Below are 25,773 nucleotides of genomic sequence, written 5' to 3' on the forward strand. Positions count from 1 at the left end.
TTGGCGCCTTCTCTTTAGTGCGCAGAGTTCCTTAGTGCGCGGGGACTTCGAGCAGATCGGGGACGTCCGACAGGTTCTCCAGAACCGCGCCGAGCGTCGCGTTCACCCGCTCCTGCGCGGCCGTCGGCGTTGACGCCGGGCTGTGCCACTGGGTCGCCTGCAGTGCCTGGCTCAGGGTGTCGAGCTGACGCTGAATGGTCGGCAGCAGCTGCGGCGCGCGAGGCGTGAGCAGCGGCTCGAGCTCGCCGAGGACGACTTCGGTGCCCTGGACGTCGGCGTAGGTCTCCTGGTACGCCGCGCCGGAACCTTCGTCGGTCAGGCCGTTCAAGTGGTCCCGCAGCGCGTCTTCGAGGATCTCGTGCGCGCGGATCGGCATGTCCGTGGGATCGATGGTCAACTGCGGCAACTTGCCCTGCAACGTGGTGATGTCGCTGGTGAGCGCGTCGGCCACGGGGAGCAGCGCGACCGCGGACTGACCGTGCCAGAGGCCGTATTCCAGGCGGTGCAGGCCGGTGAACCCGCTGTCGTTCACGCCGTTGGGCAGGGCCTGCGGCAGCCCGTCGATGGCGTCACCCGAGTCGCCGAAGCTGTCGTACGCGGCGCCGACCTGCTCCCAGGTGAGTTGCGCCGCCAGCCAATCCCGTTGTGCCGCCGGGAGTTGCCCGCTCGCCAGGTCCACGCGGATCGTCGCGACCTGGCTGAGCAGCGTGACCAGCTTCGGCCTGACGTAGCCCTGGTATGCGGTCGCAGCCGGCTGCAGGTCGTCGGTGGTCACCGGTTTGACCGCGGCCGGCGGAGCCTGGGCGGTGTCTCCGGAGATCTGGAGCGTTGCCGACGTCATGTCGGGCAGGCCGTCGGCGAGGCAGCGCCAGAAGTAGCCGCCCGTGGTGAGGCCGGTCGACAGGGTCTCCTGGGTGGCCGGGCCGAGCGTCTCGATCTCGGCGGCGATGCCCTGGGTGGCGGCTTGGACGAGGTTGACCTCGACGGTGTGGCCCGACTTGTTCACCACGGTGTAGGACTGCGATCCGGCGCCGGTGGCAGACCAATCGGGTGCGCAGGCCGACGCCGTGACCTGGATCTGCTGCGAGCCCGCGGTGGCTTTGCCTGGCGCGAACAGGATCAGCGCGCCGGCCGCGACCGGAGGTACGACCAGCGCGGCAGCCACCGCGGTGACGACCCAGCGTCGCGCGGGCGGGGCCTTCACCAGAGCGGGCTCGGACTCTGCGGGAGGGGGCGCTGGTGCCGACGAACTCGCCTGCAGGAAGACGAACAGCACGCTGGCCAGGTAGACGACGTAAGCGATCACCTGCAGCCAGGTCATCTTCGGCGACAGCTCGGTGACGCCGGTGATGATCGACGCCCACCACGACGACGCGTCGATGTGCTGGGACAGGTCGAACGCGACCCAGGTGTGTCCCGGCAGGATTCCGGCGTCCTGCAGGTCGCCGAGACCGTAGGCCAACACCCCGGCGGCGATCACGATCAGCAGTGCGGCGGTGCGGTTGAAGAACACGCCGAGCTGGATGCGCACGGTACTGCGGTAGAGCAGCACGCACAGCACGACGGCCAGCGCGATGCCGACAGCGGCGCCGATCAGCGGGGCGACGGTCTGCCCGGACGCCTGCGCGGCGGTGAACAGGAACAACGCCGTCTCGACGCCTTCGCGGCCGACGGCGAGGAACGCGGTCAGGGCGAGCGCGGCGGTGCTGATCTTCAGGGCGGTCGCGACCTTGGCCCGCAACTCGCCAGAAAGCGAACGGGCGGTGCGGCGCATCCAGAAGATCATCGCGGTGACGAGGACCACGGCGATCACGCTGAGGGAGCCGCCCAGTGCTTCCTGCCCGGTGGTCGACAGGATCGAGCGGTAGAACGTGAGCACGGCGCCGAAACTGAGCGCCAGCACGACGGCGGCCACTACGCCCAGCCAAATCGGCGCGGTGGAAATCCGGCGACCGGCCGGGGTGTCGGAAAGGCCCGTTTTGCGGATGGCGGCGACCAGAATGCTCACCACGAGCCCCGCTTCCAGCCCTTCCCGCAACCCGATCAACAGGTTCGGCAGCGCGTAAGCCCACATCGAGCCTCCCTCCCCGCAAAGTCAAGTAAGGCTAACTTAATTCCTGGAGGTGTTTCCAGCGTGAGGGGGTGCCCTAAGCTGAAAGAAGCAGCGGACGAGGAGGTTGAAAATGGAAAGCGATAACACAAGCAGTGTTTTCGACATATTCGAGGAAACTTCACTCTTACCGGACACAGCGGACACGATGTTGGTCGACAAGTACTTCGTCGACAAGGCGACAGCCAGTGCCCGGATTTTTCGGATATATCGGGAGGTTCCGCTCCATTTTCACAACGAGTGCGACGAGCACCTCTACGTCGTCAGCGGACGCGGCACCTTTCACCTCGACGGCGAGGAGTACGAAGCCAAGCCGGGAATGTTCCTGTGCTTCGAGAAGAAGAAGGTCCACGGCTTTCCGCGGATAGTCGAGGAGCCGCTGGTGTTCCTGGCGATCGACGTTCCGCGCCGCCGACCGGACGACATCGTGTTCGTCGACCCCGACGCGGGCACCGCGGAAACTTTCATGGCCCGCAACAAGGCCGAATAGCTGCTGCGGACCGGTTCGGGCCGCAGATCGGGAAAAGACGTGGAGGCTCGGGTCCCAGCAGGGCACGATGTGCGCATGCTGCTACTCGTTCCGTCCGACGTCCTTCGACCGCGTCGTCCCGACGAGCATTTCGCCGAAGAGGCGCGTGCTGCCCGCGAGTGCGGTATCGATGTCGCGCTGGTCGATCATGACGCGCTGACCAGGGCAGGTTGAGCCGCTGAAGCGGTACGCGGGGTGCCTGCGAGCGGAGATGCCGTCTACCGCGGCTGGATGCTGCGTGGTGAGCAGTACGCGGCGTTCGCTTTGGCGCTGGCAGCGCGCGGGGTCACTCTGCGCACCGATGCCGACCAGTATCAGCGAGCACACGAGTTACCGGGTTGGTATGACCCGCTGGAGGCTGTCACCCCGCGTTCGACGTGGACCGTCGGTGATGAGCGTGCCGCGTTCGACCAAGCGCGTGGCGGTCTCGGCAGTGGTCCCGCTGTGTTGCGTGACTATGCGAAGTCGATGAAGCACTACTGGCACGAAGCAGCGTTCATCCCCGAGCTCGACGACGCGGACGCTGCCTGGGCTGTGGCGAACCGGTTCCGGCAGCTGCGCGACGACGACATGGTCGGCGGGTTCGTCCTTCGCGCTTTCGAGGACTTCACCTCGTCGGAGGTGCGCACCTGGTGGGTCGACGGTGTCTGCCGCCTGATCGGACCGCATCCTGACACGCCCGGCGACCCGCCGCCTGCCGAGCTCGACCTGGCCGCGGTCCAGCCGCTGGTCGCGGCGTTGGGGCTGCCATTCGTGACGGTGGACCTCGCGCTGCGGGCCGACGGTGCCTGGCGGGTCGTCGAACTGGGAGACGGCCAGGTCAGCGATCGGCCGGTCACCATTACGCCGGAGGCGATGATCGCCATGCTTCGCAAGGACTTCGCCGGCTGAGACCCGTACTGTGGCGGGAATGCAGGGGTGGATGGGCCGATTCTTCGGCAAGACGGCGCCGGCGGGGGAGCCCCCGGTGTTCGCTTCGGGCCGTGACGACTACGACGTCGCGTACCGCAAGGCGATCGCGGACATCGCGGGTGACGTCGTGCGCGGCAAGTTCATCGCCGGACTGACCTGGAACCAGTTGTGGACCAGGGACACGGCGTACGCCGTCGACGCCGGGGCCGGTTTGGTGCATCCCGGTGTCGCCATGGCCACCCTGCGGGACATGGCCAAACGCGGCCGGTACGGGGTGGTTTGGCGGCAGGACTCGTGCGGACATTTCGGCGGCTGGCCGAACCTGACTGACGCGATCGTCGGCGCGGTCGGGGCTTGGTCGGTCTATACGGCGTCCGGTGACCAGGAGTTCCTGCGGTGGAGCCACGACGTCACAAAGAATACCCTCGCCCGAGCTGAACGGGAGGTTTTCGACAGCTCCTCGGGGCTGTTCACCGGCTGCTCGACGTTCATGGAGTCCAACAGCGGCTATCCGGGGAAGTACGCCCACAAGGGTTCGCTGGTGGGGAAAACGAAGGCGCTCAGCACCAACTTGCTGCACTATCGGGGCTATGTCCTCGCCGCTCGGATGGGACGGCTGCTGGGGCAGGACGTCGGGTCTTTCGAAGTCAAGGCCGGGAAGCTGAAAGACGCGATCAACACGCGATTGTGGTGGCAGGACAAGGGCTACTACGCCTACTACGAGGACGAGGACGGTGTGGCCTCGGATCGGATGGAGGCGACTGGCGAGTCCTTCGCGATCCTGTGGGGAGTCGCGGATTCTGTGAAAGCGGCGAGCATCCTGGCGAACACGCCCACCACGCCGCATGGAATCCCGTCGCTGTGGCCGCAGTATCCGGAATGGACGGACTACAGCAAACGCAGTGACTCCGACTTCTACCACAACGGCACGGTCTGGCCGTTCGTCCAGGCTTATTGGGCGAGGGCTGCTGTGTCTCAGCGAGACATCGTACGGTTCGGTGCTGAGCTGGACAGCCTGCTAGAACTGTCCAAGAAGGACACCACGTTTTCGGAGTTCTATCTGCCCGAGGACGGCAAGCCCGGCGGGTCGCCACGTCAGTTGTGGAGCGCGGCCGGCTATCTGTCCATGGTCCACCACGGACTGTTCGGAATGGACTTCGAGGCGGACTCGATCCGTTTCGCCCCAGTCGTGCCACCCGGGTTCGATGGTCTGTCACTGACTGGGCTGCGCTATCGCGGGATGACGCTGAACCTCGCTGTGGCTGGATCTGGTGTCGAGGCTGTGCGGTTCGAGTTGGATGGGGAACCTCGTGACGATCCCAGCATTCCGTCGGATCTGACTGGAGTGCACGAGGTTGTGATCAGTCTGGTTGACTCCTGACGTTTTCGCTCGCTCGTTTGGTGGTGGGTTTCAAGCTGGCGCCGGATGGGTGTTTCCGCTCCACGTAAGGGCTCTGGTGGTGTTCGGCAGCGGAAACACCCGCCAGGGGCGGAACCTCCGGTCGCCACACGCGCGTCGTCGCACTACTCGGGTGATCTTGTTCGCCGAGGTGTGTCGTGGTCGGTGGTCTAGATGCGTTGATGCAGGGTGTTGCCTGGAGAGGCGTCGGCTAGTTGATTGTCAGGAGTCCTTCCGGGATGCCTTCGAGCCGCACCTCGACCCACATGGTGCGCCAGTTCTTGTTTTCGTGGTAGCGGCGCAGTTCCGCCAGGCCGCCGAGCGCACCCAGCCAGCCGGCGTACGGCGGCCGGGTTTCGTCGAATCCACTTTGGACATAGGTCAGCCGGGTGTGCCCCGCCGAGTCGGCCAGCTCCCAGGACTCGACCATGTCGCCCCAGTCGACCGACATCGAACGGCCCGGCTGGATGTCGACGATGTGCGCGGGTTCGGTGTTCGCCTCGAAACCGCCCATCGCCCAGCGGCCGCCCGGGTACAGCTCGGCGTCGACCTTCGCGCCGAACCATCGGGAGAACTGCTCCGGCTCGGTCAGCGACGCGTAAACCGCGAGCCGGTCGGCGTCGATCAGGATCTCGCCGCGCAGCACCGGGCTGGTGAAGTCGCACCGCGCGATGGGTTCCCGCCCTTCGGCGTAGTCAGCCAGGTTGGCCAGGGCCAGCGCCCAGTAGGTGTGCATCAGACTGCGGTTGCTGGTGTCCGTCAGCAGCTCGGGCCAGCCGGTGACCTCGGTCTGGGTGAGCGTCAGCAGGGTCGATCCGCTGTCCCCGCCCGGTCCTGACTCGGCGGCCAGTCCAATGTCGACGGTCGTGGTGACGCCGTCGAGTTGCCAGTCGAAGCGCAGCGAGCTGTCATCGACGTGCAGCAGGCGCTGGTTCGGCCCTTCGCCGTCCGGGGTGAAGCGACCCCAGAACTGGTACCGGTCGGGCAGGTTCACCTCGGCGTGTTCGGTGAGCCAGACCTGCAGCGCCGCCGGGTCGGTGAGAGCGCGGTGTACCGCGAGCGGTGAGGCGGCGATCCGGATGCGCTTCTTCAACGTGCTCATCGATTTTCTCCTTGTCGGATGGTGTCTTCTTCGTCGTGGGGGCGGTCGGGGTAGCAGGCGACGGCGAGTTTGAACGCGTCGCCTTCGTCGCCGCCGTATTTGGTGAAGAGGTCCTGCAGGGCGGTCTTCAGGTCGGCCATGAACTCGGGGCGCCGGTCCGGTCGCACCCGGATCTCGCCGGAGACGCCGAGTGACGGCAGGTCCGCTTCGCTGTGCTGGCCTGCTTGGTGGGCCGCTTGGGTGTGGAGGTCGGCGACGTCGGACTGGACCTCTTCCATGAGGTCGAGGAGGTAGCCGAGGCTGGCTTCGTCACGTTGCTGGCGTTGGCCGATCCGGCCGACGAGGCGCGGGGAGAGCCAGTAGGCGCGCGCGGTGGCCTGGTAGACACCCTCGTTGATGCCGCGCACCCGGCGCTCGTCGACCAGGGTGACGAGGCCGTGCTCGACGAGCCGCTTGACGTGGTAGTAGACGCGCTGCTGGGTCTGGTCCAGCCGAGCGGCGACCTCGGTGCACGAGCGCGGCTCGGCCAACTGCCGCAGTACCTCGATGCGCTGCGGTTTGAGCAGCGTCTCGGCCTGCTCGACGCGCTCCAGGTAGAGGAGGTCTCTGATCACAAAAATTATTCTGTACGCAAAAATTACTTTTGTCAATTGGTCGACGACGACTTCGGTCGGGTGCCTAGACCAGCGTCGTGATGTAGCTGAGTAGGGCGTGGCGGACCTCGGCTCGGACGGCGGCGCCGGCGGGTCGGCCCAGGGCGTACAGGCCGTTGGTGATGTTCATGATCATCCCGGCCGCGACGGTCCGGCGGTCATCCGACAAGTCCGGTGCCCCGCGGCGGAGGAGTACCACGATCCGGTCGTTGATCGCTTCGGCGACGCCGGGTGAACGTGTGACGCCCGGGGTCGACAGCAGGAACCCGAGCAGGCCCGGCGGGTCCTGGTTGAGGGGGGCGTGCACTTCGAGCGCGCGGTCGACGAGGTCGGCAGGGTCGAAGTCGGCGGTGACGGCGAGATGGGCATCCAGCACGTACGGAATCGACCGCCACATCCGGTTCGGCCACTGGGTCACGCGGGCGTCCTGGTCCACAAGCGACTCGCCGTGGACGGTCGAGGTCACCCACGGCACGGAATTCGCGCGGTACACGTGTTCGTTCCTCTACCTGTGCAGCGGCTACTACAGCGCAGACGTCGGGCACGTCGTCGACTTCCCCGGGCAGGAGGACTTCGGGGGCCGGATCGTGCACGTTGCGAACCGGATTCGCGCGTACCTGCCGTCAGAACTCGCATACCGGGTGATCCGGACGCGGAACATCGTGCGCGCCAACCTGTTCTACCAGTACTTCCGGCTGCGGCCCGCGCGTGCTGCCGCGCTCCTCCGGGGCGGAATTGCCCTTCAAGTCGGCGATTCGGTGCCGATCGACCCGCATTTCTCGCCCGACTACGCCCCTTGGGACCAGCGGCTTTGCCTGGTTCCCGACGGTGACCTGTTCAAGGCACTCAAGGCGAAGCGAGCGTCGATGGTCACCGATCGGATCGAACGGTTCACGCCTCGGGGCATCGAACTGGTCTCCGGCGAGGAACTCGACGCCGACATCATCGTGACCGCGACCGGCCTCAAGATGGTGTCCTTCGGGCAGATCAGCTTCGTCGTGGACGGCACGCCGGTGGACCCGGGCCGCACGTTGGCCTACCAGGGCATGATGTTCGACGGCGTCCCGAACCTCGCGTGGTCCGTCGGCTACACCAACCAGTCGTGGACCACGGCTACACGGAGTGTGCCCCGCGGGCCGGCGTGGATTCGGCGGGCGAAGGCAGGCCGTTGCTCGACCTGAGCTCCGGGTACATCAAGCGCGCCGCCGCCGAGCCGCCCAAGCAGGGCGTGCGCAAGCCGTGGCGGTCGACGCAGAACTACCCGCTCGACGTCGTCGCGCTGCGGTTCGGCACCAGAACCGGCGGATACCGTCGTCAGGAACGGGATTCGACGACTCCGGTAGGGTGAAAATGTCGTCGACGCGAGAGCTGAACACATGCGTACTGATCTGGATCCCGAGGTCGTCGGCCCGGGAGCGTTCTATCGGCTGCTGACGTCCGTCGTCGTGCCCCGCCCGATCGCCTGGGTGTCGTCGCGGTCGGCGGCCGGGGTCGACAACCTCGCCCCGCATTCGTTCTTCACCGTGTCCTGTGTGGACCCGCCGATGGTGCAGTTCACCTCGATCGGGGTGAAGGACTCGCTGCTGAACATCCGGGAGACCGGCGAGTTCGTCGTCAACCTGGCCAACGAGTCGATGTTCGAGCAGATCAACGCGAGCGGCACGGACTTCCCCCGCGACATCAGCGAGTTCGACGCGGTCGGGCTCACCCGGGAAACCAGTTCCACGGTGAAGCCCTACCGGGTCGCGGAGTCGCCGGTCGCGCTCGAATGCCGCTTGGAGCGCGATATCGAACTCGGCAACTCCGGTAAGTCGATTGTCGTCATCGGCAGGGTCCTGCATGCGGCCATCGACGCGGACGTCTTTTCGCCGGACAGGTACGGGGGCTCCCTGCCCTCGAGCGAGAAACTCCGTCCGCTGGCGCGACTCGGCGGCGACGAATGGTCCCGGCTCGGCGAAATCCTGACCATCGCGCGCATCCCGCATGCCAAGTGGCCTGGGCACTATAAGAACAAAAGCGACGAATAGCCGCGACGCTGGGACACACGACCAAGTTCATCGCGGGTGAGCGCCTGCTTGCCGTGCGTGGTCGGCGAACTCCCGGTCGCGGCACCTTCGCCATCTTCGGGTAGTGATCGGTGTCTCAAAGAGCACAGGTGTCACTCTTCCGTCAAGGACCATCCGGTGGATGCTTACGCTGAGTTCCACAGTGGAATGGAGGCGGGTTCAATGGGTGCGGAATTCTCACTGAGAAGGTTCCTGACCGATTTGGGAAATGTCGCCACGGTACTCGACGCTCCATTCTCGGAGCCGGCGAACCGGCGGGCGCTGCAGGTGTACGCGGACAGGTTCATCGATGGCCCGGTTTTGCTCCGGACCACCGACCGGCCCGGCGATCCGCTCAATTACCGGTTTTATGCGCGTAAGCGCAAGGACACGGTCGGCGTCGCGGTGGGTGCCGGGTTGCTCACCGCGAACGCGAGCCTGGTGCCGCTGATCCAGTCGTGGAGCGCGCTCCACGGCGGACGTCCGGAGCAGTCCTGCGACTTCGACGCGGGCCGCGGCTTGGCCAAGACCTGTGTCTATCTCGGGGGTACGATCCCACTCGACGACGTCCTCGGCGTCCGCGGAGTGCCGCGCACGGTCCGGCGGCACGCTCCGTTGTTCGCCGACCTCGCGCTGACGAGCTGCCGGCACGTCTCCGTCGACTACCTCAACAACGCGGTGACGCTCTATTTCCGCGCGCCGGGGCCGCTGACCGACGAGCAGTGCGTCCGGTTCACGCAAATAGTGGACGCGACTCCGCCGGAAAGGAAGCTTGCTCAGGAAATGCAGCGCTACCTTCGGGTTCGGGCATACACGTTCTCGGTCACTATTTCGGTCGAGACGGGGAAGCTGGAGCGGGTGGGGTTCTACGCGGTCAAGCTTCCGGCGGGCAACTTTCCGAAGATCAACGGCAGGCTTTCGCTGTTCTTTTTCCTCGCGCCGTCCTACGACGCCGAGGAGTCGAACGCGGTGCGATGGTCATTCGGTGGCGGCGGCAAGACCTACGTCGAGGCCGAACGAAGCTGCTTCAGCGGTGTCTCCGCCGCGCAGCCGATGCCGAGAGTAATCCACGCCGCCGGCTGATCACTCCATTTGGTCCTTCCTAACGCGACGTTGACCTGCGACGATCGCTCGACCAAACGGAGGCGGCGAGGGGGACGGCGATGAGCTCGGCCGACATCACGTCCGACACCGAGTCGCAGCCCGTGCGCCCGGTCTCAAGGGCGTGGACAGGTCGCTTCACCTTGTTGTGGTTCGGGTTCTGGCTGGCCTGGCTGGTGCCCGTCCAGCTGCTCCTGCCTAACCAGCTCGCCGCGCTCGACAGCGTCCACAAGGTCCGCGACTTCGCGGTGATCAACGGGCTCGCGGGCGTGGTGGCGTTGATCGCGTTGCCGGTCTGCGGGGCGCTGTGTGACCACACCAGGTCGCGGTTCGGCCGACGTCGAGTGTGGATGGCCGCCGGCATCGTCGTGTTCGTGGTGGCGCTCGCGCTGACCGGGCTGCAGGGCTCATGGGGCGGCGTCGCGGTCTGCTGGCTGGTGGCTTCGCTCGGCTTCTCGATGTCTTCGGCGGGGTTGACGGCCGCGGTGGCGGACCAGGTGCCGGAGAACCAGCGCGGCAAGGTTTCGGCGGCGATGTTCGGTCCCCAGGCGGTCGGGATCCTGGTCGGGCTCGTGGTGGTCACCCAGCTGATCACCGGGACGATCACCGGCTACCTGCTGCTCGCGGTGGTCGCGGTCGTCTGCGCGACGCCGTTCGTGCTGCGTTACCGCGAATCTGCCGGTAACCAGCCGAAACTGCCGCTGTCCGTGCGCACCCTCACCGACAGTATGTGGGTCAGCCCGCGGGCCAACCCGGATTTCGCCTGGGCGTTCGGCGGCCGGTTGATGGTCAACTTCGGCAACGCACTGTCCACTACGTACCTGCTGTACTTCTTCACCGACAGCCTCAAGCTGGCCGATCCGGACAACGCGCTGCTGGTCGCCACCGCCATCTACCTCGTGTTCACGCTGCTCGCGACCTACCTCGGCGGCGCCGCGTCGGACCGCACCGGCCGTCGCCGGATCTTCGTCGCCAGCGCGTCGTGTCTGCAGGCGATCGCCGCGCTGCTGCTGGTCATCTGGCCCAGTTTCACCACCGCGGAGATCGCCGCGGGCTTCCTCGGCGCGGGGTACGGCGCGTTCCTGTCGGTCGACCAGGCGCTGGTCATCCAGGTGCTGCCGGACGCGGAGAGCCGCGCGAAGGACCTCGGGATCATGAACGTCGGCACCAATGTGCCCCAGTCGCTGGCCCCGCTGGCCGCGGCGCTGGTCATCACTGTCCTCGGTGGATACACCGTGCTGTTCGCCGTCGCGGGGGTGGCCACGTTGATCGGCGCCGCGATGGTCTATCGCGTGCGTTCCGTCCGATGAGCTGGGGGGTGACGTGGTGAGGCGATCGGTCGACCTTCGCGGCGCGCACGCGATCGTCACCGGCGGCTCCAGCGGAATCGGGCTCGAGACCGCTCGGCAGCTGGCCGGTCGCGGGGCGACGGTCTCGTTGATCGCCCGTGGCGAGTCCCGGCTGGAGGCCGCCGCGGACGACCTGCGCCACGGGGGAGCGACGGTGCAGACGCGGGCTGTCGACGTGTCCGAGGCCGACGCGCTCAGATCGGCGATCGGGGAGCTGGCCGACGCTGCTGGGCCGTGCGAAGTCCTCGTCGCCTGCGCCGGAGTCGCCCGCCCGGGCCGGTTCACCGAGCTGTCCGACGAAGTGTTCCGGGAAATGATGGAGATCGACTACTTCGGGACGTTGACCGCGATGAGGGCCGTCGTGCCCGGCATGATCGCGCGCGGCCGGGGGAGCGTCGTCGCCGTTTCTTCGGCCGTCGCGCTGATCGGCCTCTTCGGCTACTCGGCGTACACCCCGGCCAAGTACGCGGTCCGCGGGCTGATGGAGTCGCTGCGAGCCGAGCTGAAACCGCACGGTGTCCACGCCGCCATCGTCTACCCGCTCGACACCGACACCCCGCAGTACGTCGAAGAGCAGCAGTACAAACCCGCCGAGCTGCAGGCCCTCAACGGCGGCTTCCGCTTGCTCAGCCCGCAGGAAGTCGCGAAGGCGATCCTCACCGGCATCGATCGCCGCCGCTTCGCGATCTGCCCTTCGCCGGCGGCCAACGCCATGCGCGTGTTCGCCGGACTGGCCGGCCCGGTGCTCAACTTTTCCTGGGACCGCGCGATAGCCAAGGTCCATTCGGCGAACACCCCACCACAGAAGGACCGGTACCTGCCGTGAACAGAATCCGTTCGGCCGCGATCGCGGCGATGGTGGCGGTCGGAATGCTCGCGGCGATACCCGCGAACGCGGCCGCACCGGTCTATCACGAGTACGTCGCGCTCGGTGACTCCTGGACCGCAGACGTCTTCACGACGTTCCCGCCGACGACGCAGTTCACGCCGCTCGACTGCGCGCAGTCCGTCACGGACTACCCGCACGAGGTCGCCGGCGCCCTCGGCATCAGCAACTTTCGCGACGCCAGCTGCGGCAGCGCGACGACGGTGAGCCTGACGCAGCCGCAGACAGCGGCGCTCGGCGGCGTCAACCCGCCGCAGTTCGACCGGCTCACCCCGACCACCGACCTCGTCACGCTCGGGATGGGCGGCAACGACATCGGCCTCGCCGGCGACATCGAGGGCTGCCTCAACCTGCTGCCCAACCTCGGCCTCGGCACGCCCGCGCCGCTTGGTGGCTACTGCAAGGACAAGCTCGCGCCGAAGGGCGGGGTCGACAGCGTCGCCGTGGCGATCACCGCGACCGCGCCGAAGATCGCGACCGCGCTGGCGCAGATCCACCAGCGGTCGCCGCACGCCCGGATCCTGCTGGTCAACTATCTGGCCGGGTTGCCGGCGAACGGGAAGGGCTGCTGGCCGATCGTCCCGGTCCTCGATCCCGATGTGGCGTATCTGCAGGCGAAGTTCCTGCAGATGAACGCCATGCTCGCAGCCGTCGCGACCGCCTCCCACGTCCAGCTCGTCGACACCTACACCCCGACGCTGGGACACGACGTCTGCGAGGCCCCCACGGTCGCCGACGTCGCCGGGCTCATCCCGCTTTCGGTGAGCAACCCGCTGCTGCTGGCGTTCCCGTTCCATCCCAACGGCGCCGGAGCCGCCGCGCAGAGCGAGATCGTCCTCGACGCCGTCCATCACCTGCCCTGAAAGGCAGGCAAACGGACATAACAAGCTCTCCCGGGTGATCGGGACATAAGTCCCATGTCGACGGGACGGTCCCTACGCCAGGATCACCGGTACGACCGGGCGCGGACCGCACCCGGTGAAACCGGGGGAGACCAAGGTGTCGAGACTGTCGATGATGATGGTGTGTGCGTCCGTCCTGCTGGCCGTTTCCGTGCCGGGCACCGCGTTCGGCGCGCCTGCCGAGACGCGGGCCGACGGTGCCGAGCTGCTGTATCGGCCGCCCGGGCTCACCGCCAGCGCGCAGAATGCCGCGTTTTCGCCGGACGGCAAGACTGTCTTGCTCACGTTGTTCCCCGACAACTACAACCAAGGTGCGGCCCGTCTCGAACTGCTCGACCCGGGTTCCGGGGCCGAGCCGGCCGTGCTGCTGGCCGAAGGCGACCAGAGCGCGGTCAACCTGCCGGGCTCGAGCTGGAACGGTCCGGCAGGGCTGGTGACGTTCTCCTTCGACCGGACCGATCTCGACGAGGTCTGGACCATGAAACCCGTTCCGGGCAGTTCGCCGAAGCGGGTCACCGAACACGCGAAACCGCGCGGCTTCACCGAGCCGAGTTTCTCGCCGGACGGTGTTTGGATCGTCTTCCAGGAGAACCTTGACCAGGACGGGCAGGCCGCGTCGGGCAGCATCTGGAAGGTCCGCGCGGACGGCAGCAACCTGACCAGGCTGGTCGACGGGCCGGGCACCGGGACGGACAACCGCGAGCCGAACTGGTCCCCGCGCGGCGACCGGATCGTGTTCCAGTCCCACTCGGCCACCGCCGCGGCCGGCACCTGGGACCTGGTCACCGTTGCGCCGGACGGGACAGCGCCGCTCAGCCTCACCAACGGTGGCGAGAACACCGATGCCAGCTGGTCGCCGGAGGGGACCCGGGTGGTGTATTCGTCCGATCTCGGGGTCACCGGCCGGTCCCAGCTGTTCGTGACCTCAGGGCTGAGCGCCGGCACTCCGGTCCAGGTGACCCACGTCGACGCCGCGTACAGCGGGGCGCCGAGCTGGTCGCCGGACGGGCACTGGATCGCGTTCGAGTCGACGTCCGGCCCCGGCGAGTCGCCGACCGCGCTCTGGCGGATCCAGGCCCCGTGACCCGGGTGAACCGAAACCCCGGGCCGGGGTCGGCAGTTTCCGTAGTGCCCCTATTTGTTGCGTCAAATTAACGACACGCCGGTTCGTCATCACTACACTCCTCGCACATGACGGAGATCGACGCGGTCGCTGAACGCAGGCCCGCCTACCTGTCCGACCTCGCCGCCGGCACCGACCGGTTCTTCGAAGAACGCCGCGAAACGTGTCCGTGGTGCGATTCGAAGCAACTCGTCGTGCGGCTGCGGACGACGGATCTGCTGCAGCACAAGCCAGGTCGCTTCGTGCTGGAGGCCTGTGAGGACTGTGGGCACATCTTCCAGAACCCGCGGCTGGCTCCGGAAGGCCTCGACTTCTACTACCGGGACTGTTACGACGGCCTCGGCGAGAAGAACATGAACAACATGTTCGAGGTGAACAGCAAAGGCTATGAAGGCCGGGCTCGGCTGGTCGCCTCGATCTGTTCGCCAGGGCAGTGGCTCGACGTAGGTACCGGGCACGGACATTTCTGCCGAGACGCGAAGAAGGTTCTTCCGGATACCGAGTTCGATGGTCTGGACATGACCGAGGGTGTCGAACTGGCGCAGCAGGACAACCGGATTCGCCGGGCCTACCGCGGCAACTTCGTCGAGCTGGCCGAGGAACTTTCCGGCCGGTACGACGTGATCAGCATGTACCACTACCTTGAGCACACCACCGACCCGAAGAGCGAGCTCGCCGCCGCCGCGGTGGCGCTGTCCGAAGGCGGGTACCTGGCCATCGAGCTGCCCGATCCCGAGTCGCGGTGGGGCCGTTTGCTCGGCCGCTGGTGGCTGCCGTGGCTGCAGCCGCAGCACCTGAACCTGATCTCGATCGGGAACCTTCGCGCGGAACTGACCGCACTGGGCTTCACCGTGGTCGCCGAGCAACGTGCCGAGCCGCATTCTGCCTCGGATCTGGTCTGCGCCACGTCGCTCGCGGTCAACGCGGTCACGATCAGCGGCGAGGACCTGGCCTGGCGCCAGGACCGCCCGACACGCCTGCAGGTCCTGCGGCGCAAGGTCGGCTGGCTCCTGAGCATCCCGGTCTTTCTGGTCGCCATCGTCATCGACCAACTCACCGCGCCGATCGGCCGTAAACGAGGGATGTCCAATGCTTTCCGGGTGGTCGCGCGAAAGGGCGCCTGAGCTGGGCGGGCACTCGCGCGCTCCCGGCGTCGCACTTTTGTGGGGTCTCTCAGTTTCTCAGAGACCGCAAGTCGACGGCGAGTTGCGGGGCACTTTTGGACAAGAGTGCCCTGCTTGCGGACGCTCAGCATCGCAAGTCGGTGTCGAGCTGACCGTGGCGGCCGTCGATCTCTGCTGAACCATAACCAGAAGTTCTGGTTTGGATCAGAACCAGCTCTTGGACTTCTCGTCGGCCGGCTCGCAGACTGGGTTCATGACTCAGAACCGTGAACGCGCCACCGAACCCGAAGCCCTCGCCCGCCTGTTCGCGCAACGGGCCAACGCCGGTGACGCCGAAGGACTTGCCGCGCTGTACGAAGAAGACGCCGTGCTCGCCTACCCACCGGGTTCGGCGACAGTCGGCCGCGAAGCGATCCTCAAGGTGCTGGAGGAAATGCTCAAGCACCTGTCGGACTTCAAGGTCGAGGAAGCGCTGCCGACCGTCTATCACGGCGATCTCGCGCTGACCTCGACGAAGTCGGCGGACAACACCGGCGGCCGGACCCAGGTTGTCCGGCGGCAGCCCGACGGCAGCTGGCTGCGGATCATCGACCGCCCCGAGATCAGGGGCTGACCATGCGGGTACTCCTTGCAGGGCCGGGATCCGCCGCGCGACCGACGCCGACACCTAGTGCCCTCGTCGTTCGGGACCGGTCCCGAGCACGCCGCGCTACGGTTCCCGCCCGGAGGACCGAAACCCGGAGGGTGCCGCAATGCTCACCATCGACCAGGCCGTGGTGGATGCGATCATCACGCATGCCCTCGCCGACCATCCCGTCTTGGCGTGCGGGCTCGTAGTCGGGCCCGCCGACTCCGATCGGCCCGAACGGGTCATTCCCCTGGACAACGCCGAGCGCTCCGCTGCCTATTGGCGATTCGACAGTCTGCAGCAGCTCAAAGTCTATCGCGAAATAGACGCGCGAAACGAGGACGTTGTCGTCATTTATCGCTCGTACACGGACTGTGCGGCCTATCCGTCAAAAGCCGACATCGCGCTCTCCGCCGGCGACGACGTTCACCACGTGATCGTGTCCACACGCGACCCGGAGAACGTCGAATTTCGCTCATTCCGGATCATGGACGGTCGAGTCGACGAGGAAACCGTGACTGTTGGACCAGTACAGTCGAAGCCGGCCCGGCATCCTATTGACCGATGACGCGCAGGAGCGCCTGCTGAAGGAACGGATAATCGTTCTAGGCGACGAAATCGACGACGAAACAGCTAACAGGATCACCATGACGGGAGTCTCCGGAGTCGGTGGCAGCGGGAACGCCCCGCAGAACGTGCTTCGCGACAAATGGATACGGGAAATGGCGGTGGTTACTTCGGAAGCCACCGGTCAGTCCGTAGCTCAGGTCATCAAGGACTCGGACGGGAAGAGATGGTTCACCGCGTCCGAAGCCGTCGACTACGGCCTGGTCGACGAGGTTGTCGACCAGGCTTGAGGAAACGCTGTCAGATCTCGCGTAGGGGGCGGAAGAACTCCCGGATCTCGCGCACGAGCGCCTCGGGTTGTTCGAGCGCGGCGAAGTGGCCGCCGCGTTCGAACTCGGTGAACCGCGTCAGGTTGTGGGCTCGTTCCATCCACTCGCGCGGCGGCGCCGAGATCTCCTTCGGGAAGCGGGCGAAGCCGGTCGGGGTGTCGATGTAGCCTGCCGGCGAGGTCATGCCGTGCTGGGCTTCGTAATACAGCCGCGTCGACGTGCCGATGGTGTTGGTCAGCCAGTACAGCGTGATGTTGGTGAGCAGTTCGTCCTTGCTGAACACCGATTCGACGTCGCCGTCGCAGTCGCTCCAGGCACGGAACTTCTCCACGATCCACGCCGCCAGCCCGGCGGGGGAGTCGGACAGGCCGGCGGCCAGGGTGCTCGGTTTGGTGCCCTGGATGTGCCCGTAGCCGCCTTCTTCGGTGCGCCACCAGGTCCGGCCGTCGACGTATTCCTGCTCAGCCGGGGTCAGCGGTGCCGAGTCCTCGTTGAGGACGGGCATTGCCGATGCCATGTTGAGGTGGATACCGGCGACGGTCTTCCCGTGCTCGCGACCCAGCGCGGTGGTCACCATCGCACCCCAGTCCCCGCCTTGTGCGCCGTAACGCTGGTAGCCGAGTGTGTCGACCATCAGCTGGTCGAAGAGGTCGGCGATCGCGCCAGGGTTGATCCCCGGCCGCGCCGGGTGCGGCGAGAACCCGTAACCGGGCAGGCTCGGCGCGACGACGTCGAACGCATCGGCCGGGTCGCCGCCGTGCGCCCCCGGATCCGTCAGCGGGCCGAGGATCTTGTGCACTTCCCAGAACGAGCCGGGCCAGCCGTGCGTGAACAGCAGCGGGAACGGCTTCGGACCCGTGCCCTTGGCGTGGACGAAATGCAGCGTGCAGTCCTCGACATCGGCCTGGAACTGCGGCAGCTCGTTGAGCTTGCGTTCCGCGGCCGGCCAGTCGAACTCGTCCCGCCAGTACGTCAGCAGCTCGGCGAGGTAGTCCGGTGGCGTGCCGTGTGTCCACTCACTGCCGGACAGCGCGGGCGCCGGCCGGGTCCGGGCCAGCCGCTCGTGGAGGTCGTCCAACTGTGCCTGGGTCGTTTCGCTGCGGAAGGGCCGAACCTGTGCCACGTCGCCTCCGGATCGTCGGTGATCCTTCGACTGTAGCGCCGGCTCGTCAGTGGCCCCGCGCCAGGTAAAAACACCGGAATCACGCGACACCCCACCTGGTGTCGTGGTCCGGCCGCCAGCCCCGCGGAAGCACCTTGCCCCGGCAGATCGTGGCTACCCGGTCGGCCGGGTCGAGCAAGGCACCCCGATCCGCTCCGCGGCGTGCCGGGTCGCCGTGGCGACGACCTCGGCGGCCGGCAGCCCGGCCTTGGCGAACAGTTGCAGCTCGCGCAGCAACGCCGACGGTGGCGAAGGCATCGTCATCGCGACATCGCTTCCGGCGACGATTTTCACCCCTGCCGCATGCATGATCGGCAGCGTTCGCATCCCGTATCGGAAACGCGCCAGGGATTCCTCCGCGGGGTGGTGCGGGAACGGCCGCCCGAAACCTGGCCGGGCTTCCACCACCGGTAGCTCGGCCTCGTCGAGGATCCCGTCAGCGAGAAGTTCCTGCAGGTAGCCGCGGTCGCCGCCGCTGCCCGAGACCCGGGCCGCGCTGTTGCAGGGCAACGCGGACGCCCTCGCGGGCTTCGCCGAAAGCGAGAGGCAGCAGCTCTCCGCTCTGCTGATGCGGTTGGTGGCGAACTTGGAGCAGGCGGTGCGACCGGACGGTGACCGCCAGGCGGACGGCGCGCCGCCGGTGGAATCCGACCCGGGCTGACCGGCCACGAAACGACGTCGGCGCCGGTTCGACAGCAACGATCTTCGCGTTCCTGCCACCTGGAGTGCGCTGAAGGCCACCCCCTCGCCGCAGTTGCGGAAAGAGGATGGCCTTCAGTGGTGGAAGAGTGTCAGCCGATGGCGAAGGCGAACACGTGGAGCTGGCCCTGGTCGACCGCGGTCGGCAGGGTGATGCCCGACACCGTCTTACCGGCCTGCAGCGCGGTGTCGGCGGAGAACAGGTACGTCTTGACGTCCTGCCTCGTGCCGCCGGACGTGCTGTTGCGGTAGGCGGTGGTCGCGGTGGTGGTGTTGCCGAAGGCCGGCGGGAACGAACTCGCCCCCAGCGTCCAGTCGCTCAGTCCTAGTTGGACGGTCTGCGAAGTCCCGTCGGTGAAGTGCACCAAGAACGAACCCTGGGAACCGGGGTCGGCGTTGGTGGCACTGCCGAGAATGCCGAACTTCGTCGCACCGGCCGTACCGGTCAGCGGGATGGTCTGGCCACCCGCTTCGATGTTGTCCTGCTGGCCGTCGGGAACGTTGGGCCACAGGTAGTTCAGGCCGTTCGAAGTGACTGTCGCACCCGGCGTGATGCCGGCCTTGGCGAGTTCGTTCGAAGAGTAGGCCCAGCCGTCACCGTCGTAGTTCGCCGACGTCGACGTGCCGTCGGTGATGACCCCGGCGTCGTTGTAATACGGCCACAACGAGCCCGGCTTTGCCACGTCCACCTCGACCAGGACGTTCGGCAGCGCCGTACCGGTCGACGACGTGAGCTTGAAGGTCGCCAGGTAGCGACCTTCCGCCGTCGGCGCGGTGACACCGATGGCCTGGCTGCCGTCACGGCCGGCCGGCACCGACATCGTGCCGTTGTTCGGGCCCACGGTGAGCCCGTTGGCGCCGGTCGCCGTCCAGGACACGGTCTGTGCCGAGGTCGACAGGCTGCGCGCGCCGAGGGTGATCGACGCGCTCGCGCCGGGAGCCACGATCACCTGCGCGCCATTGCCGGTGTAACCCAGTGCCGGCAGCAGGTTGGTGGTGTCCGACGGCGGTGCGTCGGCCGGCTTGGCTGCCCACGCGGTGTTCGGCGTGGTGCCGAGCACGTAGTCCAGCCGGCCGCCGCCGGTGATGTCACCGGTCGGCAGGTACGCGTGCTCCCAGGCCTTTCCGTTGTTGGACAGGCTCTGCACGTACGGCGCGTCGGGCGCCGCCTGCGGGGCGTTGATGGTCAGCGTCTTGTTGTTCGCGAGGTGGACCTGGCTGTTCGGGAACACCGGGCTGCCCAGCGCGAGATCGGCGGTACCCGGGGTCTCCGGGAACATGCCGAGCGCCGAGAACACGTACCAGGCACTCATCGCGCCGAGGTCGTCGTTGCCGAAGAAACCGTTGGGAGCGTTGGTCCACAGCTGCTGCTGGACCTGGCGCACGGTGGCCTGCGTCTTGTAGGGCGCGCCGACGTAGTCGTATTCCCAGGGGATTTCGATGCTCGGTTCGTTGGACAGGTCGGCGTTGGACGCGGTCGGGTGGGCGACGTTGGACATCAACCCGTCCAGCCGCTGCTCCCACGCCTTGTCGCCGCCGGCCGCGGTGGCCAGACCGTGGATGTCGAACGGCACCATCGGGGTGTACTGGTAGGAGTTGGCCTCGACGAAACCGTTGCTGCTGCTCGGGGTGAACCCGGGCTCGAACTGGCCGTTCGCGTACTTGGGCTCCATGAAGTTGCTGCCGGGGTTGAACACGTTCACCCAGTTCTGGGCGCGCGCGGCCAGCTTGGCGGCGTTGGTCTTGTCACCGAGCGCCGCGGCGAACGTCGACAGCGCGTGGTCGGCGGTGTTGTACTCCAGCTGGGTGGACACCGGGCCGTAGAAGTTGCAGCAGGTGTAGCTGCCGTCCATCGGCAGGTAGCCCTGGTTCTGGTAGTAACTGTTGCCTGGCCGGATGTTCCCGGTCTGGTTCGCTTCGGTGAGCATCACCTCGAGCGCGTGCTTGGTGTCGAAGTCACGAGCTCCGAAAGCGTAGGCGTCGGCGATGATCGGGTCGGCCGGGTCGCCCACCATCACATAGCTTTCCCCGTTGTTGAGGGCCCATTTCGGCAGCATGCCGGTCTGGTCGTACTCGTTGAGCATCGACCTGATCGAGTCGCTGGTCTGCTGGGGCGCGACGATCGCGGCCAGCTGGACCTGCGAACGGTAAATGTCCCAGCCCGAATAGTTGGCGTATTCGACGTGGCCCTTGGCTGCGTGATGGACCTGGTTGTCGAAGCCCATGTACTCGCCGTTGGTATCGCTGAAGACGTTGGGGTGCAACAGCGAGTGGTAAAGCGACGTGTAGAAGACGGTCTGCTGGTCGGCCGTGCCGCCGCCGATCTGGATGCGGTTCAGCATGGTCTTCCACGAGTCGTGCGCGGCCGCCTTCGTCTTGGCGAAGTTCCAGCCCGGGTTCTCCGCGGTCCGGTTGGCGACCGCGTTATCGGTGCTCACGTACGACAGCCCGACCTTGGCCTGCACGGTCTGGTTCTTGGTCGTGTCGAAGGTGACGTAGGCACCGTCGGCGCCGGACACCGGCGGCGAGATCATCGGCGCCTTCTTCGACGTCGTTCCCTGCGGGGCCGCGCCGTGGTACGACGGGGTCTGGGTGTTGGTCCGGCTACCGGGCGAAGACTTGCCCACGGTGCCCGCGGAACCGGGGGAGCCTTGCACGGCGAGGTCGTTCAGCTGCTTCGAGTTCGCGGTGACCTTCGAGTTCTGCCACGTGCCCTGTGCGGTGAACGGCTGGTCGAACTGCATGTCGAAGTACACGTTGTACTTGTCGGTCGCGCCGCAGAAGTTGCCGCTGGTGATCCAGCCGGCGACCTCTTTGCTGTTGATCACCTGGAAGTGCGTGGCGTCGGTGCCGGTGGCGCTGCCGGACAACTTGAACAGCAGATTCGACGCGGTGCCCGACGGGAAGGTGAACTGGCTCATGCCGGAGCGGGTGGTGGTGGTCAAGTCGGTGGTGACGCCGCCGGCGGTCAGCTTGTAGTCGCCGGCGGTGGCCTGTTCCGCGGTGTGGTCGAGCGGCGCGGTGGTGGCGCCGGGGTTGGTGCCGACCGCGCCGACCGTCGGCAGGATCGGAATGTCGCCGCTGGCCGGGCAACCGGGCCCGGACACGTGGGTGAGGCTGTAGCCGGTGATCGACTTGTCGTTGTACTCGTAGCCGCCGCCCGAGGGCCGGCTCGGGGTGTCCGGGCTCCACTGCACCATCCCGAACGGGACATCGGCGCCGGGGAAGTCGTCGACGAAGTTGGAGGTGCCGATCAGGGGGTTGACGAGTGCGGCGGGGTCCTGCACGTAGGCGCTGGCCGCGGCCGCGGTGCCGAGCGGCACCATCAACGCGCCAACGGTCCCGGCGACCGCGACCAATGAACAGACGAGCGGTCTCAATCGGGCCATCGATACCTCCGAAAAGTCGTCGCCGAGGCGACTGGGGAAACCGGCGTGAGCCGGCCTGACAGCGGAGCCGACACCATGACGACAACGTTGTCAGCGGACCTTTTCGTGGCGCGGCGTGACACCATTTGTGGCGTTTTGCCCGATTGACCGCGATGACAACGTTGTCGCTACTGGTACCCCTTCAGACAAGTACAGCTACCGCGCCGCGTCAACCCGCCGGATGGCCGGAAATTTTCCGGATGTGGCCAGGGTTCGGGGTTGCGGTGCGGCCTGGGTGCGTGGCCCCGAGGGGTCCTTGTACGCGTTCACTCTCAGGAGGGAGGGGTGCCGGACCCGAGCGGGAATCGCGGGGCGGCGCGGGCTGGTGTGCTGATCGGCATGATCAGCCTGCTGCTCGGAGTGCTCATCCTTCCCGTCTACGCCTTGGTGTTGTGGCCGCTCGTCGTCGCGTCGCGCCGGGTGCTCGGCGTCCGGATCGGCACGTTCCGTGCGCTGGCCGGCGCGATGATCGGCTGGTTGGTGGCCGGCGCGATCATGCAGGCGTTCTCCCACGACGTCTTCGCGCGGCCATCCGCGTTCGTCGGTCTGCTGGTCCCGGTCGCCGGCTGCGGGTTCCTGGCGACGCTGGTGTTCGTGTTCGTCGCGGAGGTCGCCGTGCCGAGCGGTACCGGGCTCGGGCTGCTCGGCCGCGTCCGGTCGCTGCGGTCCCGTGTCGCCCGCGCTCGCCGCTATTCGCAGATCAGCCGCATCGCGATCAAGCACGGGCTGGGGCGCTACCTCAGCGGCCGCCGCGAAACAGGGCTCCCCACGGTGCGACATGCCAAGCTCGCGCGCTCGCTGCGCCGGGCGCTGGAGGAAGGCGGCGTGACGTTCGTGAAGCTGGGGCAGGTGCTGTCCACGCGCGCGGACATCCTCCCGCAGGTGTTCATCGACGAGCTGAGTTTGCTGCAGGACCAGGTCGCCCACGCCGACGTCGACGCCGTCCAGTTGTTGCTGCGTAACGAACTCGGAGCCGCACCTGAGGGCGTCTTCGCCGAGTTTGATCCCGAGCCGCTGGCTGCCGCATCGATCGCGCAGGTGTACCGCGCTCGCCTGAAGAGCGGTGAGGACGTTGTCGTCAAGGTGCAGCGGCCGGACGTCGAAACGGTGGTGGAGCGCGATCTCGACATCGTGCGCCGCGTGGCCGTGTCGCTGGAACGACGTGCGGACTGGGCGCGCTCGCTCGGTCTGGTCGAGCTGGCGGACGGACTCGCCGACGCGCTAGCCGAGGAGTTCGACTTCCGCACCGAAGCGCGCAACATCGAGACGGTGGCCGCGGCCTATGACAGCGACGAGATCGCGCTGCCGACCGTCCACAAAGAACTGTCCACGGGCCGCGTTCTGGTGATGCGGCGACTCGACGGCAAGCCGCTGTCCGTGGCCAAGGACGCGGTGCCGCCGAGCGAACGCCTTCCATTGGCACGTTCGCTGCTGCGGTGCGTGCTGCAGCAGGTGATGCTCGGCGGGGTCTTCCACGCCGATCCGCACCCCGGCAACGTCCTGCTCATGGCCGACGGCCGGCTGGGATTGCTGGACTTCGGCTCGGTCGGCAGGCTCGACGCGGGTTTGCGTGGCGGGCTGCAGAACCTCGTACTTGCGCTGGACCGCGGCGACCCGGCGGCCCTGCGTGACGGTTTGCTCGAGATCGTCGACCGGCCCGACGAGATCGAGGAGCAGCGACTGGAACGAGCTCTCGGCGCGCTCGTGGCGAAGCACTTCGCCCATGGGCAGTCGCCGAACGTCGAGATGTTCACCGACCTGATGCGCGTGGTGGCGGAATTCCGGCTCAGCGTGCCACCACCGATCGCCGCGGTGTTCCGCTCACTGTCCACTTTGGAGGGAACGCTGGCGTTGCTGGCACCGGGGTTCGACATCTTGGGGGAGTCCCGCGCGTTTGCCGCCGAACGGGTCGGCGCGGGGCTGCGGCCGGAATCGTTGCGGCACAACGCGGTCAACGAGGTGATGGCACTGCTCCCGGTGCTGCGCCGGCTGCCGAGGCGGATCGACCGCATCGGCAACGCGCTGGAGCAGGGCCGGCTTTCGGTCAACGTGCGGCTGTTCTCCGACGAACGCGATCGGGACGTGGTGACCGGGCTGGTGCACGAGGTCCTGCTCGCGCTCGTCGGCGGTGCGACCGGGCTGATGGCCGTGCTGCTGCTCGCGAGCACCAGCGGTCCGCGCGTACTGCCGGACCTGACGCTGCACCAGGTGTTCGGTTACAACTTCCTGGTGCTCAGCTCGCTGGTGGGGCTGCGCTTGCTGTTCGTCGTCTTCCGCCGCTCAGGCCAGCGCGCACGGCGCTAGCGAGCGGCGGAGAAAAGGCGGCAGCCCCACCGTCTTGGGGGTCGGTGGGGCTGCCGTTGTACTGCGGGTGCACCGGTCGGGATTCGGACCCGGGCCGGCCTGGGTGCTACTGGTCTGCCGGGCCCGCCTGGACCACGCCGACGTCGATGCTGTGCGACTCAGGGGACGCATCCACCGAGCCCTCGTTCCACGGCAGCGTGACGTGCTGGCCGCGGTCACCGGGGGTCCGCACGGTGATGCTGTTCGGGGTCTCCTGCTGGGCCGCGTCCGCGATACCCGTCCAGTGCAGCAGGACGTGCGCCGAGGAACCCGGCCTGAGGTGCACGACGGTGGCCGGGCTGAAGGTGTCCGGCGTGACGAGCACGTTGCGGGCACCGGTGATCGTCACCGGCAGGTTGCCCTTGAGCTGGCAGTACTGGTGCGCCTTGGCGGTGAACTGCACCTCGGCGTAACGCTGCCCGGCGCCCGGGCTTCCGTGGACGACGGTGGTGACGAGCTGGTCCGCGTTGCAGCCCTCGGCCGGCATCGCGGACGCCGTGCCGGCCCACAGGCTCGCGCCGGCCAGCGAAACGCCCAGTGCCGCGGCTGCCGCGATCCCGGTGCGAACGATGGTCCTGTTCATGTCGACTCCTCTTGTCTTCGGCGCACCCGCGCCGTTCTCGTCCCTCGAGTCCTCGATATCCCCTCAGGCCTGACGGCATTTGTGTGGGAAAATCTTGGAACTCGCTGTCATGAGGTAAGACGTTCACCACCTGTTCGGGTGGCACAAAAGTGTTGCTGACGACAGAAAAGCAACCCTGAGTCCGTTCATGCGTCAAGATCAACGTGCAATGGTGGAAGTCGACTTGTCGAGTTGAGTACCGGCTCGGCCGGAACTGTCGTACCCCTCGGGTAGCTTTTGCTCAAGATCGCCGGGGAGGCTCCGGGGAAAAAACACTGGGGAAAACACCGGCGAAACACCGGGAAAAACACTGAGGGGACGGCACCACATCATGGAACTCACGTCGCACCTGTCGGCGAGTGACCGCGAGCGGGTCGAGGCTCGGCTGCGGCGCAACCTGATGGCCTGGTTGACCACCGTGCGGCCGGACGGGCAGCCGGTCAGCGTCCCGGTCTGGTTCCTGCTGCTCGAGGACGAGACGATCCTGCTCTACACCCAGCCGGGGAAGGCGAAGCTGCGCAATCTCGTCGACAACCCGAAGGTGAGCCTGACCCTCGACGTCACCGACATCGGCCGGGACATCGTGCGCGTCGAAGGCGTCGCCAGGCTGGCCGAAGACCAGCCGTCCGCAAACAACCAGCTCGAGTATCTGGCCAAATACACCGAGCGCATCGGAGCCATGTTCGGCACTCCCGAACGGTTCGCGGAACTCTTCTCCGCCGCGCTCGTCATCACACCGACGAAGCTGCACAGCTGAACC

At 67.0% G+C, this 25,773-nt stretch carries 26 protein-coding genes; 18 read left to right on the top strand and 8 right to left on the bottom strand.

Annotated elements, in window-relative coordinates:
• Positions 1-31: 31 nt before the first annotated feature.
• Positions 32-2,074 (bottom strand): iron uptake transporter permease EfeU, encoded by a 2,043-nt coding sequence (gene efeU, locus JWQ81_RS44925; RefSeq protein WP_366942287.1) that lies wholly within the window; start codon positions 2,072-2,074, stop codon positions 32-34.
• 184 nt (positions 2,075-2,258) lie between these two features.
• Between efeU and JWQ81_RS13855 the strand changes: the two genes are divergently transcribed.
• The 4 genes from JWQ81_RS13855 to JWQ81_RS13870 all read left to right on the top strand — a co-directional run bounded on the left by JWQ81_RS13855 (position 2,259) and on the right by JWQ81_RS13870 (position 4,932).
• Positions 2,259-2,600, top strand: coding sequence for a cupin domain-containing protein (locus JWQ81_RS13855; protein WP_297541383.1), 342 nt, complete (start codon positions 2,259-2,261; stop codon positions 2,598-2,600).
• A 75-nt stretch (positions 2,601-2,675) separates the two neighbouring features.
• Positions 2,676-2,813 (top strand): hypothetical protein, encoded by a 138-nt coding sequence (locus JWQ81_RS13860; RefSeq protein WP_297541385.1) that lies wholly within the window; start codon positions 2,676-2,678, stop codon positions 2,811-2,813.
• 21 nt (positions 2,814-2,834) lie between these two features.
• The gene (locus JWQ81_RS13865; protein WP_297541387.1) at positions 2,835-3,530 is read left to right on the top strand and encodes an ATP-grasp domain-containing protein; all 696 of its coding nucleotides are present in this window, start codon (positions 2,835-2,837) and stop codon (positions 3,528-3,530) included.
• 19 nt (positions 3,531-3,549) lie between these two features.
• On the top strand, positions 3,550-4,932 hold the full coding sequence (locus tag JWQ81_RS13870) for an amylo-alpha-1,6-glucosidase (protein ID WP_297541389.1): 1,383 nt from the start codon (positions 3,550-3,552) through the stop codon (positions 4,930-4,932).
• A gap of 229 nt (positions 4,933-5,161) precedes the next feature.
• Here the strand turns inward: JWQ81_RS13870 and JWQ81_RS13875 are convergent, their stop codons facing one another.
• From JWQ81_RS13875 to JWQ81_RS13885, 3 genes are all read right to left on the bottom strand, one after another.
• Positions 5,162-6,052 (bottom strand): SRPBCC domain-containing protein, encoded by an 891-nt coding sequence (locus JWQ81_RS13875; protein ID WP_297541392.1) that lies wholly within the window; start codon positions 6,050-6,052, stop codon positions 5,162-5,164.
• On the bottom strand, positions 6,049-6,663 hold the full coding sequence (locus JWQ81_RS13880; protein ID WP_297541451.1) for a helix-turn-helix domain-containing protein: 615 nt from the start codon (positions 6,661-6,663) through the stop codon (positions 6,049-6,051). Before JWQ81_RS13880 ends, JWQ81_RS13875 begins: the two co-directional genes overlap by 4 nt.
• Before the next feature lie 67 nt (positions 6,664-6,730).
• On the bottom strand, positions 6,731-7,081 hold the full coding sequence (locus tag JWQ81_RS13885) for a hypothetical protein (protein WP_297541394.1): 351 nt from the start codon (positions 7,079-7,081) through the stop codon (positions 6,731-6,733).
• Between JWQ81_RS13885 and JWQ81_RS13890 the strand changes: the two genes are divergently transcribed.
• From JWQ81_RS13890 to JWQ81_RS13945, 12 genes are all read left to right on the top strand, one after another.
• Complete coding sequence (locus tag JWQ81_RS13890) at positions 7,056-7,886, top strand: NAD(P)/FAD-dependent oxidoreductase (protein ID WP_297541396.1); 831 nt, start codon at positions 7,056-7,058, stop codon at positions 7,884-7,886. The two genes, JWQ81_RS13885 and JWQ81_RS13890, sit on opposite strands and share 26 nt — an antisense overlap.
• Positions 7,874-8,053, top strand: a complete 180-nt coding sequence (locus tag JWQ81_RS13895) for a hypothetical protein (RefSeq protein WP_297541398.1) — start codon at positions 7,874-7,876, stop codon at positions 8,051-8,053. The genes JWQ81_RS13890 and JWQ81_RS13895 overlap by 13 nt, the downstream gene beginning before the upstream one ends.
• 28 nt (positions 8,054-8,081) lie before the next feature.
• Positions 8,082-8,732, top strand: a complete 651-nt coding sequence (locus tag JWQ81_RS13900) for a flavin reductase family protein (RefSeq protein ID WP_297541400.1) — start codon at positions 8,082-8,084, stop codon at positions 8,730-8,732.
• A gap of 201 nt (positions 8,733-8,933) precedes the next feature.
• Positions 8,934-9,833 (top strand): aromatic prenyltransferase, encoded by a 900-nt coding sequence (locus JWQ81_RS13905; RefSeq protein ID WP_297541401.1) that lies wholly within the window; start codon positions 8,934-8,936, stop codon positions 9,831-9,833.
• 80 nt (positions 9,834-9,913) lie between these two features.
• Positions 9,914-11,161: an MFS transporter gene (locus JWQ81_RS13910; protein ID WP_297541403.1), complete on the top strand. Its 1,248-nt coding sequence runs from the start codon at positions 9,914-9,916 to the stop codon at positions 11,159-11,161.
• A gap of 16 nt (positions 11,162-11,177) precedes the next feature.
• Positions 11,178-12,026 carry an SDR family oxidoreductase gene (locus JWQ81_RS13915; protein WP_297541405.1) on the top strand — a complete coding sequence of 283 codons (849 nt, stop codon included), beginning with the start codon at positions 11,178-11,180 and terminating at the stop codon, positions 12,024-12,026.
• Positions 12,023-12,949 (top strand): SGNH/GDSL hydrolase family protein, encoded by a 927-nt coding sequence (locus tag JWQ81_RS13920; protein WP_297541408.1) that lies wholly within the window; start codon positions 12,023-12,025, stop codon positions 12,947-12,949. Before JWQ81_RS13915 ends, JWQ81_RS13920 begins: the two co-directional genes overlap by 4 nt.
• Positions 12,950-13,085: 136 nt before the next feature.
• Entirely contained in the window at positions 13,086-14,072 is a 987-nt protein-coding gene (locus JWQ81_RS13925) for a hypothetical protein (protein WP_297541411.1), read from the top strand.
• Positions 14,073-14,179: 107 nt separating this feature from the next.
• On the top strand, positions 14,180-15,235 hold the full coding sequence (locus JWQ81_RS13930) for a class I SAM-dependent methyltransferase (RefSeq protein ID WP_297541413.1): 1,056 nt from the start codon (positions 14,180-14,182) through the stop codon (positions 15,233-15,235).
• A gap of 253 nt (positions 15,236-15,488) precedes the next feature.
• Complete coding sequence (locus tag JWQ81_RS13935) at positions 15,489-15,848, top strand: nuclear transport factor 2 family protein (RefSeq protein WP_297541415.1); 360 nt, start codon at positions 15,489-15,491, stop codon at positions 15,846-15,848.
• A 139-nt stretch (positions 15,849-15,987) separates the two neighbouring features.
• Complete coding sequence (locus tag JWQ81_RS13940) at positions 15,988-16,431, top strand: M67 family metallopeptidase (protein WP_297541417.1); 444 nt, start codon at positions 15,988-15,990, stop codon at positions 16,429-16,431.
• Complete coding sequence (locus tag JWQ81_RS13945; RefSeq protein ID WP_297541419.1) at positions 16,385-16,720, top strand: ATP-dependent Clp protease proteolytic subunit; 336 nt, start codon at positions 16,385-16,387, stop codon at positions 16,718-16,720. Before JWQ81_RS13940 ends, JWQ81_RS13945 begins: the two co-directional genes overlap by 47 nt.
• A gap of 10 nt (positions 16,721-16,730) precedes the next feature.
• On the opposite strand, the gene JWQ81_RS13950 is transcribed toward JWQ81_RS13945, so the two are convergent.
• The 3 genes from JWQ81_RS13950 to JWQ81_RS13960 all read right to left on the bottom strand — a co-directional run bounded on the left by JWQ81_RS13950 (position 16,731) and on the right by JWQ81_RS13960 (position 22,009).
• Positions 16,731-17,882, bottom strand: a complete 1,152-nt coding sequence (locus JWQ81_RS13950) for an epoxide hydrolase family protein (protein ID WP_297541421.1) — start codon at positions 17,880-17,882, stop codon at positions 16,731-16,733.
• A 153-nt stretch (positions 17,883-18,035) separates the two neighbouring features.
• On the bottom strand, positions 18,036-18,590 hold the full coding sequence (locus JWQ81_RS13955) for a hypothetical protein (protein ID WP_297541423.1): 555 nt from the start codon (positions 18,588-18,590) through the stop codon (positions 18,036-18,038).
• Between the two features lie 122 nt (positions 18,591-18,712).
• On the bottom strand, positions 18,713-22,009 hold the full coding sequence (locus JWQ81_RS13960) for a lectin (RefSeq protein ID WP_297541425.1): 3,297 nt from the start codon (positions 22,007-22,009) through the stop codon (positions 18,713-18,715).
• Between the two features lie 381 nt (positions 22,010-22,390).
• On the opposite strand from JWQ81_RS13960, the gene JWQ81_RS13965 reads away from it, so the two are divergent.
• Positions 22,391-24,352 carry an AarF/UbiB family protein gene (locus JWQ81_RS13965; RefSeq protein ID WP_297541453.1) on the top strand — a complete coding sequence of 654 codons (1,962 nt, stop codon included), beginning with the start codon at positions 22,391-22,393 and terminating at the stop codon, positions 24,350-24,352.
• Between the two features lie 106 nt (positions 24,353-24,458).
• On the opposite strand, the gene JWQ81_RS13970 is transcribed toward JWQ81_RS13965, so the two are convergent.
• Positions 24,459-24,974 carry a DUF4232 domain-containing protein gene (locus JWQ81_RS13970; RefSeq protein WP_297541427.1) on the bottom strand — a complete coding sequence of 172 codons (516 nt, stop codon included), beginning with the start codon at positions 24,972-24,974 and terminating at the stop codon, positions 24,459-24,461.
• Between the two features lie 370 nt (positions 24,975-25,344).
• On the opposite strand from JWQ81_RS13970, the gene JWQ81_RS13975 reads away from it, so the two are divergent.
• Positions 25,345-25,770 (top strand): TIGR03667 family PPOX class F420-dependent oxidoreductase, encoded by a 426-nt coding sequence (locus JWQ81_RS13975; protein WP_297541429.1) that lies wholly within the window; start codon positions 25,345-25,347, stop codon positions 25,768-25,770.
• The last annotated feature ends 3 nt before the right edge of the window (positions 25,771-25,773 follow it).

The sequence above is a fragment of the Amycolatopsis sp. genome (assembly GCF_025464955.1).
GTDB lineage: Bacteria > Actinomycetota > Actinomycetes > Mycobacteriales > Pseudonocardiaceae > Amycolatopsis.